The sequence below is a fragment of the Azospirillum sp. TSO22-1 genome, assembly GCF_003116015.1.
In the GTDB taxonomy this organism is placed as follows: Bacteria; Pseudomonadota; Alphaproteobacteria; order Azospirillales; family Azospirillaceae; genus Azospirillum.
The window spans coordinates 119,698-132,313 of record NZ_LGQZ01000079.1 but is presented as its reverse complement, the minus strand read 5'-3'; the positions used below and the strand labels follow the sequence as shown (position 1 = coordinate 132,313).

General features: G+C 72.3%; 8 protein-coding genes. All 8 read right to left on the bottom strand.

Annotated elements, in window-relative coordinates; all coding sequences use genetic code 11:
* Positions 1-41: 41 nt before the first annotated feature.
* Positions 42-1,433, bottom strand: coding sequence for a GAF domain-containing protein (locus TSO221_RS20975; protein ID WP_109120467.1), 1,392 nt, complete (start codon positions 1,431-1,433; stop codon positions 42-44).
* A 61-nt stretch (positions 1,434-1,494) separates the two neighbouring features.
* Positions 1,495-3,033, bottom strand: a complete 1,539-nt coding sequence (locus tag TSO221_RS20970) for a tetratricopeptide repeat protein (protein WP_109120466.1) — start codon at positions 3,031-3,033, stop codon at positions 1,495-1,497.
* Positions 3,017-6,073 (bottom strand): tetratricopeptide repeat protein, encoded by a 3,057-nt coding sequence (locus TSO221_RS20965; RefSeq protein WP_109120465.1) that lies wholly within the window; start codon positions 6,071-6,073, stop codon positions 3,017-3,019. The genes TSO221_RS20970 and TSO221_RS20965 overlap by 17 nt, the downstream gene beginning before the upstream one ends.
* A 4-nt stretch (positions 6,074-6,077) precedes the next feature.
* On the bottom strand, positions 6,078-8,330 hold the full coding sequence (locus TSO221_RS20960; protein WP_109120464.1) for a hypothetical protein: 2,253 nt from the start codon (positions 8,328-8,330) through the stop codon (positions 6,078-6,080).
* Entirely contained in the window at positions 8,327-9,172 is an 846-nt protein-coding gene (locus TSO221_RS20955) for an endo alpha-1,4 polygalactosaminidase (RefSeq protein ID WP_109120463.1), read from the bottom strand. Before TSO221_RS20955 ends, TSO221_RS20960 begins: the two co-directional genes overlap by 4 nt.
* Positions 9,160-10,086, bottom strand: coding sequence for an NAD-dependent epimerase/dehydratase family protein (locus TSO221_RS20950; protein WP_109120462.1), 927 nt, complete (start codon positions 10,084-10,086; stop codon positions 9,160-9,162). The genes TSO221_RS20955 and TSO221_RS20950 overlap by 13 nt, the downstream gene beginning before the upstream one ends.
* A gap of 40 nt (positions 10,087-10,126) precedes the next feature.
* Positions 10,127-10,591, bottom strand: coding sequence for a response regulator (locus TSO221_RS20945; RefSeq protein WP_247878158.1), 465 nt, complete (start codon positions 10,589-10,591; stop codon positions 10,127-10,129).
* A 130-nt stretch (positions 10,592-10,721) separates the two neighbouring features.
* The gene (locus TSO221_RS20940) at positions 10,722-12,536 is read right to left on the bottom strand and encodes an extracellular solute-binding protein (RefSeq protein ID WP_109120461.1); all 1,815 of its coding nucleotides are present in this window, start codon (positions 12,534-12,536) and stop codon (positions 10,722-10,724) included.
* Positions 12,537-12,616 lie beyond the last annotated feature (80 nt).

The following is a 12,616-nucleotide window of genomic DNA, read 5'->3' as shown; positions in this document are numbered from 1 at the left end:
TCCCCCGCCGGGGGCGGGGGAGGGAGTGAACAAGCCCTCCATCATCCCTCCCCCACGCGTTCGGCGATGAACTCGATGCGCACGCCGGCCAGCGGGCGCGGCAGGGCGGCGCGCACGGCGGTCTCCAGCTTGGCGGCGACCACCCGCGCCTGCTCCACCGGGGTGCCGGGCAGCACCACGCCGTAGACGGTGCCGCTGTTGCCGAAATCGCCGGCGAGGTCGGTGTCGCGCAGGCTCGCGCGCACCGCCTTGCCGATGGCCGCCGCCACCTCATGGCGCTGGTGTGCGCTGAGGCGCGCCATGCCCGACGGCTTGATGGTCACCATCGTCGTCTCGAAGCCCAGCCGGCGTCCGAGATGCCCGAGGAACGCCGCCTGCCGGCCGATGTAGTCGGAGGTGTAGAGCGCGCCGTCCTCGGTGGTGACGCGCTGCGCCGCCGCCTCGCGGTACTGCCGCGCCTTGCCGAGCGCGGTGCCGATCCATTCGCACAGGATGCGGAAGTTCTCGACGCTGTTGACGCTGAGGTCCATGAACCCCAGGCTCTCGATCTTCACCATGCCGACCACGGTGCCGGTGTCCTCGCTGAGCAGCGGGCCGGCGAGGATGCCCTCGCCCTGCAGGATGCGCTCGTCCTCGGTGCGCGCCACGCACAGGAAGCGCTGGCGCCCCACCACCGTCTCGAAGATCGGCGAGCCGGCGTCGAACCAGCGGGCGTAGCTGTCGTCGTCCTCCCAGCCGTCGTTGGTGACCGACTCCAGCACGTCGTTGTTGAGCAGGAACAGCGAGAACTTGTCCGGCTTCATCACGGTGCGGATCAGGTCGGCGACGCCCAGCATAATCTCGCCCTCGTCCAGCTTGTCGATGGACTTGGCGGCCTGGTAGAGCGTGAAGACGGTGCGCAGCTGGCCGGCGACGCGGGTCTCCAGGCTTTCCTTCACCGTCTTCAGCTGGCGGTAGGAGCGCGCGATGGCGTCCGCCTCCTTGCGCGCGAGGTCCATGCCGGCGCGAAGCTCCTCGCGCTCGCGCAGCTGGCGCATGCGCAGCTCGCCGAACAGCACCGCGGCGACCAGCCACAGGATCGGCTCCCGGCTGACGGCGTAGAGGTACTGGTAGAAGTCCTGCGAGATCAGCTGCTCCGGCATGTTGCCGACCCGCAGCGCCAGGGTGGCGGCGATGGCCGCCAGCACGCCCTCGCCGGTGCCGTACTGCACGGCCAGCAGCAGCACCGGCACCCAGAACGGGTGCGGCTGGAGCCCCTCGAACCGCCCGCCGGCCAGCAGCAGCGTGTCCACCGCCAGGGCGGCGCCGAAGAACAGCACCAGTTCGACCAGCGCCGCCCGGCGGAAGCCCAGCAGGCGCGCCGGCGCGTCGTCGCGCACCGCGGGGGCGGCGTCCGGCGTCGGATCCGGATCGAGGGTGGAGGCGCTGCTCATGCGTGCAAGGTCCGCGTCGCGTGCATCCGACCAGTCTTAAAGCGGCACGGATAGCAAGTGGTTAATGCCGCCACAGCAGGTACCCCCCCACCGCGTTCACGGTGCTGCCGGTGCCGCGGGTGGTGCTGATGGTGTGGCTGGCGCGCAGGCCGCTCTCCAGCCCGTCCAGCATTTCGTACCCGAGCGTCCCGGCGGCGAACGGCCCGCCCTTGCTGAAGCGGTCGTACGACCAGCCCGCCTGCAGCGCATAGCGGAAGCCGCCGTCGTAGCTGTCCTCGAGCGCCACCTGCAGCGAGTGCACCTCGCGCCGCGCCACCGGCAGCGGGACGTAGAGGTTGCCCAGCGGATCGAAGCGCTCGACGCGGCGGCCGACGTACTCCGCATCCAGCACGTAGGCCAGCGAGGCGATCGGCCGCTCCACCCAGAAGGTGTAGCGCAGTGATCCCTCCACCGACGCCGAGCGCGCCAGATCGCCCTGCCCGGCCAGGCCGTAGCGGTTGAGCGCCCCGCCCAGGGTGGCCCCCCAGCGCTCCGAGAGACGCTGCTCGCGCAAGACCCACAGCCGGTCGCGCCGGCCGGCGTTGACGATGCCCTCGACGAAGGCGTAGGTCGGCTCGCTGAACCCGAGGCTGAAGCGCGTTTGCCCCGTGGTGTCGCGCAGGTCGTGGCCGATGCCGACGCCCAGCGTCCGCGGCGCAGCGAACAGGGTGAGCCTCGACTGGTCGAGGTTGTCCCAGTCGTGCAGCAGGCTCATCTCGCCGCGCAGGCGCTGGCCATGGAACGGTTCGAGCCGGCCGTCGGCCTGGCGCGCCTGGTCGACGTCCAGCGTGCGGCGCTCGATGGCGTAGCGCAGGGTGCTGTTCCAGCCGACGTCCTGGTTGCCGGTCAGCCGGGTGATCCGCTGCACGTCGGCGTTCTTCACATGGAACAGGTCGAAGTCGAGCCGCGTCTGGTCGCCGTACTCGCGCAGCAGGCGCTTGCGGGCGTCGAGCGCCGGCTTGTTGTCGGGGCTGAGGTTCAGGGCGCGGCCGTACAGCGCCACCGCCTCGCGCCAGCGCCCCTGCCGTTCCGCCACCTGGGCCAGCAGGTCGACCGCCTCGCGGTCCGCCGGGTCGTGCTCCAGCATGGTGCCAAGCAGCGTGCGCGCCGCGCCGACGCGGCCGTCCTCCATCATCGTCACGGCGCGGAAATAGTCGAGCCGGCGCTCCGCCGTCTGGTCTTCGGCACTGGGGGCGCTGGGCGCGGCGGCGCGCGGGGCGGGGGCGAAGGCGACGCGCACCCCGTCGCGGTCCACGCCGACCGTGGCGGCGACGTCCGGCGCCAGCACCAGCAGCAGGCTGTCGTAGCCGTACTGCACGCCGTCCACCCAGCCGGACAGCCGCTCGGCGATGGCGTCCACGCGCGCGTCGCCGATGGGCTTGCTGAAGCGCAGCGTCAGCTCGCGCCCGTCCTGCGCGTGCTCGGCCTTCACCGCGCCGGGCCAGGACAGGACGAGCGAAGCGGCGGCCTCCTGCCGCTCGGCGGCGATGCGCATCTGCGCGTGCGCGGGCGTGGCCGCCAGCAGCATCGTGGCGAGCGCCGCGCTACGGACCCAGCACATGGCGCGCCTCCTCCAACCGGCGGTTCTCGATGAGCATGGCGGCGTAGTCGGCTCGCAGTTGGCGGTCGTTGGGGCGGGCGCGCAGCAGCGCGCCGAACAGGGCGACGGACTCGTCTATACGGCCCAGGCGGTGCAGCAGATTGGCCTCGGTCTGGCGCACCGCGTCGCTGCGGTTCGGCATCGCCTGGACCTGCGCCAGCGCGCGGCGCAGGAAGGGCTCGGCCTCCTTCGGCCGCTTCTGGGCGACCAGCGCCTCGCCCAGGAAGTAGTTGGCCTCGTAATCGCCCTCGGAGCGCGCCAGCAGCCGACCGAGCGTCCGCTCCGCGTCGGCGAAGCGCGCCTCGCCGTAGGCGGTCATGCCGACCTGCCGCAGCGCCTCGGCGTCGTCCGGCCGCAGCGCCAGCACCGCCCGCCACGCCTCGCCGGCCGCCGCGGTCTGCTTCTCGCGCTCGGCGAGGCGAGCCCAGCGGCGCAGCTTCTCCGGGTCGCGCTCGCCGGGCACCGCGGCGCGCACCGCGGCGCCCAGCTCGGCCGGCTTGCCGGCGTTTGCCAGGGCCTCGATGTAGGGGCCGCGCAGCGCGCCCTCGTTGCCGCGCGCCGCCAGCGCCGCGGCGACGCGCTTGGCCCCGCCCAGTTCAGCCAGCTTGTCGTACCACGCGCCCTGCTCGGCCGGCGCCGCGGCGCGGGCGCGCGCCTCCAGCCAGTCGAGCGCCACCCCGCCCGGCCGCGGTCCCCACAGGAACAGCAGTTGCCGCACGTCCGGCCCGTCGATGCCCTGCTTGGCCGCCAGCGCGCGGAAGGTCGCCTCGGCCGCCGCCCGCTCGCCCATCTCCAGCAGGGTGAAGGCGATGCCGCGGCGGTCCTGCGCCGGCATGCGCTCATCACCGGCGCGGGCCAGCAGGTGGCGGCGCAGCTCGTCCCTGCGGCCCAGCTTGCCGAGGGTCTCGCGGTACAGGCTCTCCCACGGCCCGGCCGGCGCGGCGTCGGCGAGGCGCTTCAGCGCCGGCAGCGCCTTGGCCGGCCCGGCGGTGTCCACCAGCAGGCCGGCCATCGCGTCGCGCGCCTTCGGGTCGAGGCCCGGCCGCTCCAGCGCCGCCGCCAGGAAGCCGGCCAGCTCGTCGACCGCCCCCGCCCTGGCGGCGAGGTCGGCGTACGCGTACACCCACTCCATCCCGCGCGTCTCGGCCCGCGCCCGCACGTACGGCAGCGCCGCCCGGTACGCCCGCCCGTCGATCAGCGTCTGGACGAGCTGGTCCTTCTCCGCCTCGCCGACCGCCGGGTCGTCCAGGCGGGCCGTCACCGCGCGGGCCAGCTCCGCCACCTCGCCCGCCCCGGCGAGCGCCGTGACGTACAGCGCCAGCACGTCCGGCGCCGCCCCCTCGGCGACCAGCGCGCGCAGGTGGCCCAGCGCGTCCTTCGGCCGGCCGGCGGCAACCAGCGCGTTGGCGAGCGCCAGCCGACTGCGCGGCGTCGGCGCCTGGGCGTACACCCGCTCGGCCGCCTTGACCGCCAGCGCCGCGGCGCCGCGCTCGGCGGCCAGCGATGCGACGTCCTGCAACAGGCCCGCATCGAGGCGCGGGTGCGCGTCCAGCCACGCCGCCACCGCGTCGGCGTCGCCGGCCCTGGCGGCCAGCCGCACCCAGCCGAGGTCGGCGCCGTTCGACGGCCGCGCCGCGCGCCGCGCCTCGAACCACGCCAGCCCCTCCTTGACGCGGTCGAGGTCGAGGAACAGCAGGCCCAGCTCCTCCAGCAGATCGTCGGGCACGCGGGAGTCGGGCGCCAGCCGGTCGAACTCCGCGACGGCCCGCTCCTTCGGGCCGGTTCGGGTGAGCAGGCGGGTGGCGCTCAGCCGCTCGGCGAAGGTGCTGTCGCGGTCGGCCAACGCCCGCCCGGCCCAGCGCGCCGCCGCCCCGCGGTCGCCGCGCGCCCAGGCGATCTCGCCGGCCAGCAGCGGGCGTTCCGCCAGGAACGTGTCGCCCAGCTCGTCGATCAGGCGGTCGAGGAACGGGCGGTCCTGGCCGCGGTAGGCGGTCTCGGCCAGCGACACCAGCGCCCAGTCGGGGAGCAGGCGCAGGTCGCGCCGGCGCGCCACGTCGAAGGCGAGGCGCGTCTGCCCGGCGTTGATGCTCAGCGCGACGAAGCGGCCGAGGGACGCGTCGTCGATCGGCTTGCCCCCGGCCCAGGCGCGCAGCTGGCGCTGCGCCGCCTCGACGCGGCCCTGGGCGATCTCCAGGTCGATCAGCGTCAGTTCCAGCGCCGGCTCGCGGCTGGCCCGCTCGGCGAAGGGGGCGATCAGGCGGTAGGCGTGGTCGGGGCGGCCGATCTCCATCATCAGGCCGGTGAGGCTGAGGATGGCGTAGCTCGGCGGGTCGCCGGTCAGCCAGCGCTCGGCCCGGCGGAACGCCTCGTCGGCGCGGTCGAGGTCGAGCAGCAGGCTGGTCAGCAGCACGCGCCCGTCGTACTCGATGCCGCCGTTCTTGCGGTCGTCGGCCGCGGCCAGCGTCCCGGCCGCCTCGGCGAGCCGGCCGCGCGCTGCGAGCAGCTGGCCGAGATCGACCGACGCCTCGGCGTCGTCGGGCCGCAGCGCCACGAGGCGCTTCAGCGCCTCCGCCTGCCGGTCGAACTCGCCGTAATAGGCGTAGGCGTCGGCCAGCTCGCGGAGGACGGCGTCCGACGGCTTCAGGCGCGCGATGGCCTCCAGGTTGTCCAGATAGTCGAACGGGCGCTGGGCGTGCTTGTACAGCGTGCCGAGCAGCTCGCGCGCCTCCAGCTGCGCCGGCTCGTGGGCGACGTAGCCCTCCATCAGCGCAATGGCCCGCTCGACGCTGCCGTCGGCCAGATACAGCCGGGTCAGCGGCATCACCGTTCCCGCGGTGCGGTCGCCCTGGGCGTAGCGCGCCTCGTAGGCGGCGAGCGCCGGGGCGAACTCCTGGTCGCGGAAGCGCTGCAGGGCCAGTTCGCTGCCGCGCGGGATCAGCAGCAGGCTGACCGCGATGCCCGCCAGCAGCACCAGCACGACGACCAGGAGGTTGGCGCGCATGGGATCAGCGCCCCTCGCGCGCGAAGCGCAGCGTCAGCGGAACCTCCGCTCCCGTGGCGACCGTGACCGCCAGCCGCCCGTCCGCCCCGGCCTCGGCGGCGCCCTGCCACAGCGTGCGGCCGTCGCGCTCGGCGACGATCGTCCAGCGGCCGGCCTCCGGCACCCGCCACGCCATCGCGCCGGGACCGAACCCCTGCGCCCGCACCGTGAAGCCGCCGCCATCCAGGGACAGCCCGGCCAGCGCCCAGCGCCCCTGCACCAGATAGGGCCGGGGCGCGGCGGGATCGGCGTCGGCGCGGTCGATGTCGGCCAGCGCCACCACCGGCTCCGCCACCGCGGGGTCGAGCGCCACGTAGAGGCTGCCTTGGTGGTGGCGCTGGCCGATCACGCCCGACGAGCGGGCGAAGTCCACGCCGCGGAACACCGCGCGGTCGAAGCGCAGCGTCGCGAGGTCGCCGCGGTCCACCACGCGCCAGCGCCCCGGCCCCTCGGCCACCAGCCGCGTCGTGTAGAAGCCGTCGGCGATGGCGGCGTAGGCGGTGGCGGTGACCGGCGCCAGCTCCGCGGCTTCAGCAAAGGCGAGGTTCTTCTTCAGCGCGTTGACGCTGGCCAGCTTCTGGCCGGAATACATGTGGTAGTAGATGTTGAACGGCTTGAGCCGCACCGGCGTCTCGGTGCCGCGCACGGTGTGCAGCAGGTTCTGGAAGCCGAAGAAGCGGCTGCTCCACAGGTCGGTGTAGGTGTTCTCGTTGCTGGCGGCGGAGTAGATCTGCCGCTCCGCCCCCACCGGCACGCCGATGGGCGACACCGAGGTGAGCGACGGATACTCCGGGTCGTAGCGGGTGTCGCCGCCGTTCATGTTGCGCGCACCCGCCCGGCGCGTCTCGGTGACCGCCGCCTCGAAGGGCGTGGTGTCGCCCGGCCACTGGATCAGCCGCGCCGCCTTGCCCTCCGGCGCCAGCCGGGAGAAATAGTCCAGCGAGCCGCCGATCTCCTGCCTGAGGTCGAACGGCGTCTGCAGGAAGGCGCGCGGCACGGCGTAGCGCCCGATGTCCGCGCCGGGAGCGGATTCCGCCACCTCACCGACGTTCTCGTAGTGGTCGTCCGCCCCGCCCTTGCGGAAGCGGGCGAGGAAGCCGCCCTTGCGCGCCGGCGCCCGGTCCCGGAACTCCTCCTCCCTGGACGGGTCGTAGTCCTTGAAGAAGCCCCAGAAGAACGGGTGGGTCCAGGTGTGGCTCGCCGGCTCCACCTGCGGCAGGGCGAACAGGCGCCTGGCGGCGGCGAGCGCCTGCGGCGTTCCCTTCCACCCGGCGTCGAGGTCGCCGACGATCGGTGCCACGGTGACCGGCAGGTCGGGGTGCGCCTCGATCGCCTCCTTCAGCACCACCTCGGCGGCGAGGCGGGACTGCTCGGCGTAGGGCTTCACCTCGGTAACGTTGCGCCACCCGTCGCCGTCGATGTGGCTGAAGTACATCCGGCGGCCGGACAGCGTGGTGACGTCCGGCTTGGGCAGGTCGTCGGTGGCGAACACCCGGCGGAAGAAGGCGAACGGGTCGATGATCCAGCGCTTGCGCAGCGATTCCGGGTCGAAGTAGCGGGCATAGCCTTCGGTGACCAGACCGCCGCCCGGGCCGGTGACGATCAGGTGGCTGTCCGTCGCCGGATCGTCGGCGCGCCGCATGACGAGGTGCGAGGTGAAGCGGCCGTCCAGCAGCCGCAGCCGCGGATAGCCGGGCAGGACGCCGTCCAGCTTGCGCTCGAACCCGACGAGCGCCGGGTCCTGCACCACCGGGCGCGAGCGGTAGGTGAGATCCGAATAACCCTCGTCGTCGAACAGACCGAAGGTCCGGAGAAAGCGGTTGACCAGCGCCATCGGCATCGCCTTGCCGCCGCGCGCCGCGCGCACGCCGTACTGGCCGAGCACGGCGATGCGCACGCCGCGCTCGGTCAGGGAGCCCAGCCACGCCACGTAGGCCGGCGGATCGTCGAACGGCTCGCTGGCGAACCACGTGACGACGCCGCGCAGGTCGGGATAGGCGGCCGGGTCCGGCAGGCCGTTCGCCACGTCCCAGTACGCCACCGTCAGGCCGAGGTGGTTGAGCGGCATCTCCACCATGGAGTGGATGCGCGACTGCTTGATCTTCGGCTCCTCGCGGCCGTCGTACAGGGCGAGGACGGTGCGCGGCATGGTCTGCGCCGCGGCGGGGACGACGGTCAGGAGAAGCAGCAGGAGGGCGGCGAGGGCGCGGCCCGTCACGGCTTCGGCTCCCGCACCACGCGGTCCAGCTCCACCGTTGCCACGTAGGGCGAGAAGCCGCGCGCGCGTTCGGTGGCGTAGAGCCTCGCCACGCCCGCCGCGTCGTCCGGATTCCAGTAGTCGAGCGTCATCACCTCCAGCGCCGGGTTGGCGCGCTTGGCGGCGGTCAGCGCCTCGACCTGGAAGGCGGTGTCGTCCGCCGGCTGCAGGTGCGGCGTGCCGCCGGCGAAGTCCCAGCCGGCGGTGACGGACTCGCCCAGCGCATAGTCGATGACGCCCGCCGTCTGCGGCAGCAGCTCGTACGCCCGGTTCTGCATGATGCGGATGCCCGGGTAGTGCCGGCGCAGCGCCGTGACCAGCCGCGCCGCCGCCTCGGTCATGCCGGCGAAGGCCTTGGGATCGGTGCGCTCCAGGTGCGGCGGGTTGTCGAGCGTGTCGAGGAAGATCCCGTCGAAGCCCTTGCGCAGCAGCGCCGGCACCAGCTCGGCCACGACCAGCTCGGTCCAGCGCTTGTCGCGCACGTCGACGTAGAAGCTGCCGGGCCAGTTCGGGTTCTCCGCCGACAGGATGCCCCAGCCCTTCACCGTCTCGTACCAGGGCCGGTGGCTCTCCACCTCGCCCAGGCTGATGTAGCCGAGCAGCGTCTTGCCGCGCTCCTTCAGCGGGCGCAGCGGCGGGTGGTGCTCGCTGTCGAGGACGACGAGTTTGTAGGGCTCGAAGGCCGACAGCGGCTCCTTGTCGGCGTAGTAGACGACCCAGGGCGTCTCGGCCCGGAGGGATGGCGCCGCGAGCGTCATGCCGGCGAGAACCGCGGCCGCCAGGGCCCGTTTCACCCCAGCCATGCCAGCGTGTCCCGCAGACCGTCCTCCAGGGCGGTCTCGCAGGCCGTGCCGAAGGCGGCGATCAGGCGCGCCGGGTTGCCGATGGAGACCCGGATGTCGCCGGACCGCGCCGGCCCGTGGCTCTTCGCCAGGGAGCGGCCGGACAGCTCCGCCAGCACCTCGGCCAGCCGGTTCACCGACGTCGCCTTGCCGGTGCACACGTTGTAGACCGGGGCGCCGGCCTGCGGCCGGTCCATGGCGGCGGTCAGGCAGCGCACGAGGTCCTTCACGTAGACGAAGTCGCGCACCTGCTCGCCGTCGCCGTTGATGGTGATCGGCTGCCCCTGCGCGATGCGCCCGGCGAAGATGGAGATGACGCCGGAATAGGGCGACTTCGGGTCCTGCCGCGGGCCGTAGACGTTGAAGAAGCGGAAGCCGGTCGTCGGCACGCCGTGCACCCCGTCGGCGACGCGGGCGTGCAGCTCGCAGCCCAGCTTGTCGGCGCCGTAGGCGGACAGCGGACGCGTCGTGGCATCCTCGGTCAGCGGCATCACCGGGTTGTCGCCGTAGACGGCGGCGGAGGAGGCGTAGACCACCGGCACCGGGCCGTCGGCGCGCGCGCGGCGCGCCGCGTCGAACACCGCGACGGTGCCGGACAGGTTGGTGTGGTGCGTCTCCAGCCACGCCTCGCGCGAGCGCTCGACCGAGGCGACGGCGGCGAGGTGGAAGCAGCCGTCCACGCCCCGCATGGCCTCGTCCACCACGGCCGGATCGGCGACGGTGCCGACGGTGACCGGCACGCCGGCGGGCAGGTTCTCCCGCTTGCCGGTGGACAGGTCGTCGAGGACCCGCACCTCGTGCCCTGCGGCCAGCAGCCGCTCGATCAGGTGCGAGCCGATGAAGCCGCAGCCGCCGGTGACGAGATAGCGCGCCATGGGGATCCGTTCCGTCGTGGTGGGGTCAGGCCGGGTGGGGTCAGGCCGGCTCCGCCGCCGCGGTGCCGAAGAAGGAACCGACCGTGGCGATGAAGTCCTTCGGCTTGATCGGCTTGGAAACATGGCCGTTGAACCCGGCATCGGCAAGGCGCCGCTTGTCCGCCGGGGTGGCGAGGTTGGTCACCGCCAGCACCGGCGTCCTCGACAGCCGCGAATCGCCGCGGATCAGCTTGATCAGCTCCACCCCCGACATGCCCGGCATGACGATGTCCATCACCACCATGTCGGGCGTGGCGTCCAGCATCAGCTCCACCACGTCGCGCGGGTCCTCCGCCTCGATCACGGTGTAGCCGCCTTCTTCCAGGCAGCGGACGAACAGCTTGCGCATCAACACGTTGTCCTCGACCACGAGGATGGTGCGTGCCTGCTCGAGCGTGTCCATGTCCAAACCACCCATCAGCTTGAGGTGCCCGGCGGCGGGCCGGTCGGTCGTCAGCGGGTCCATGCCGTAAGATGTCCTGTCGGTGAATCCAGTACTACGCCGTCTAAGGAAAGTTTCTCGCAAATTTTAGTTAACAGCGAGTTACCGGTCGGCGCGGCATGAACATTAGACTTCGTCCAACGGTTGCGACCAATCAGCGCGGCACACCACCGGACGCGCCCTCGGCATGCGCGCCGGCGTCCGCCCACCACGCATCGAAGGCCAGCCCGTAGGGCGGCACGGCTGACGGGCGCTTCAGCCGGGTCCAGTAGGCGACGCGGAAGGCCCCGAAATGCCACTGCGGAATGACGTAGTGGTTCCACAGCAGCACGCGGTCCAGCGCCGCCACCGCGGCGTACAGGTCCTCCCTGGTGCTGGCGCGGACGATGGCCTCGATCAGCGTGTCCACCGCCGGGTTGCGGATGCCGGCGAAGTTGCGGCTGCCCGGCCGGTCGGCGCTGTCGGTGCCCCAGAAGTCGCGCTGCTCGTTGCCCGGCGTCAGCGACTGGCCCCAGACGTTGACGATCATGTCGAAGTCGAAGTCGCGGGTGCGGTTCTCGTACTGGGTGGTGTCCACCGTGCGCAGGCTGGCCTGGACGCCGAGGCGCTTGAGGTTCTCGATGAAGGGCAGCGCCACCCGCTCGAAGGTCGGCGAGTCGAGCAGGATCTCGAAGGCCAGCGGCTGGCCGGTCTTCCGATTGACCCGCGTGCCGTCCTTCACCGCCCAGTCGGTCTCGTCGAGCAGGCGCTTGGCCTCCAGCAGGCTCTTGCGGATGCCCTGTTGCCCTTCGGTCTTCGGCGGCTTGTAGCGCTTGGTGAAGACCTCCGGCGGGACCTTGTCGCGCAGCGGCTCCAGCAGTTTCAATTCGCGCGGCCCGGGCAGCCCCTCGGCCTGCAGGTCGGAATTCTCGAAGTAGCTGTCGGTGCGCTTGTACGCCTTGTAGAACAGCGTCTCGTTCGCCCATTCGAAGTCGAAGGCGTAGCCGATCGCCTGCCGCACCTTGGAATCGGCGAACACCGGCCGCCGCGTGTTGTACACGAAGGCCTGCATGCCCGAGGGGATCTTGTTGGGGATCTCCTCGACCTTGACCTTGCCCTCCTTGACCGCCGGGAAGCTGTAGTCGGTCGCCCAGGCCTTGGCCGAGTTCTCCTGCCGGAAGTCGGCCAGCCCGCCGCGGAAGCCCTGCAGGGCGACGGTGGCGTCGCGGTAGTACTCGAACGCCATGGTGGCGAAGTTGTAGCGGCCGCGGTTGACCGCCAGATCCTTGCCCCAGTAGTCGGCCACCCGCTCGTAGGTGATGGAGCGGCCGGGATCGACCGCGGCGATCTTGTAGGGACCGCTGCCCAACGGCGGCTCCAGCGTCGCCTGGCTGAAGGTCCGGCCCTCCCAGTAATGCTTGGGCAGCACCGGCAACTGGCCGATGATCAGCGGCAGCTCGTGGTTGTCGCCCGGCTTGAAGGTGAAGCGCACCTTGCGCTCGCCCTCCGCCTCGGCCTTGGCGACCGGGGCGTAGTAGCTCTTGTACAGCGGGTGCGCGTCGGTCAGCGTCTTGAAGGAGAAGACCACGTCCTCGGCCGTCACCGGTTTGCCGTCGTGCCAGCGCGCCTGCGGGCGCAACGTGAACACCACCGAGGAGCGGTCGTCCGCCACGTCGATGCTCTCGGCCAGCAGGCCGTACTCCACCGACGCCTCGTCGGACGAGCCGGTCATCAGCGTGTCGTAGGTCAGCCCCAACCCGGCGGCTGGCACGCCCTTGATGGTGTAGGGGTTCAGCGTGTCGAACGACCCGATGGAGGTCGTCGTCACCTTGCCGCCCTTCGGCGCGTCGGGGTTGACGTAGTCGAAATGCGTGAAGTCGGGGCCGTATTTCGGCTCGCCGTACAGCGCCATGGCGTGCCGCGGCGCCGCCTGCGCGCCCGCCGCCATGCCGGCAACCATGAACACCAAGGCCAGCGCCGTCCGTCGCATCCCGATCCTCCCCTTCGCGGTCGAAGCATCCTTACTACAATGGGGTAGCAGGGCGCGCACTCCCATTCTCCTTTCGGAAC

Coding starts and splice junctions, on each gene's coding strand:
- TSO221_RS20945 (WP_247878158.1), bottom strand. CDS start 10,591: ATGGACCCGCTGACGACCGACCGGCCCGCCGCCGGGCACCTCAAGCTG.
- TSO221_RS20970 (WP_109120466.1), bottom strand. CDS start 3,033: ATGTGCTGGGTCCGTAGCGCGGCGCTCGCCACGATGCTGCTGGCGGCC.
- TSO221_RS20975 (WP_109120467.1), bottom strand. CDS start 1,433: ATGAGCAGCGCCTCCACCCTCGATCCGGATCCGACGCCGGACGCCGCC.
- TSO221_RS20965 (WP_109120465.1), bottom strand. CDS start 6,073: ATGCGCGCCAACCTCCTGGTCGTCGTGCTGGTGCTGCTGGCGGGCATC.
- TSO221_RS20940 (WP_109120461.1), bottom strand. CDS start 12,536: ATGCGACGGACGGCGCTGGCCTTGGTGTTCATGGTTGCCGGCATGGCG.
- TSO221_RS20955 (WP_109120463.1), bottom strand. CDS start 9,172: ATGGCTGGGGTGAAACGGGCCCTGGCGGCCGCGGTTCTCGCCGGCATG.
- TSO221_RS20950 (WP_109120462.1), bottom strand. CDS start 10,086: ATGGCGCGCTATCTCGTCACCGGCGGCTGCGGCTTCATCGGCTCGCAC.